Genomic DNA, 256 nt, shown 5'->3' on the forward strand with positions numbered 1-256 from the left:
CTCATGACCCGCGAGCTGGCGCACCAGCTTTCCTTCGAAAAGGCCCTGCACTCGATCCAGCCGAACTTCCAGCAAGGCAAGCTGCAAGGGATGCCGGAGTTCGCCCGGCGTTACCTGAACATGTCGCGCGGCGAGGGCGACACGCGCGGGTCCTGGAACGAGGGTGATGGCTGGGAATACGTGGAGGCGCCACAGCCGGCCCTGGATGGAGGCGACGGCACGGCCAGCGTGAACCTGTCCGAGACTGAGCAGGAGG

General features: G+C 66.0%; 1 protein-coding gene. It reads left to right on the forward strand.

What is annotated here, in order from left to right; translation table 11 throughout:
• Positions 1-256: manganese catalase family protein (locus ACLJNW_RS26605; RefSeq protein WP_410961567.1), on the forward strand; the 256-nt coding region annotated here is incomplete at both ends.

It is taken from the genome of Salmonella sp. SAL4457 (genome assembly GCF_046548235.1).
Taxonomy (GTDB): Bacteria; Pseudomonadota; Gammaproteobacteria; order Enterobacterales; family Enterobacteriaceae; genus Salmonella; species Salmonella enterica.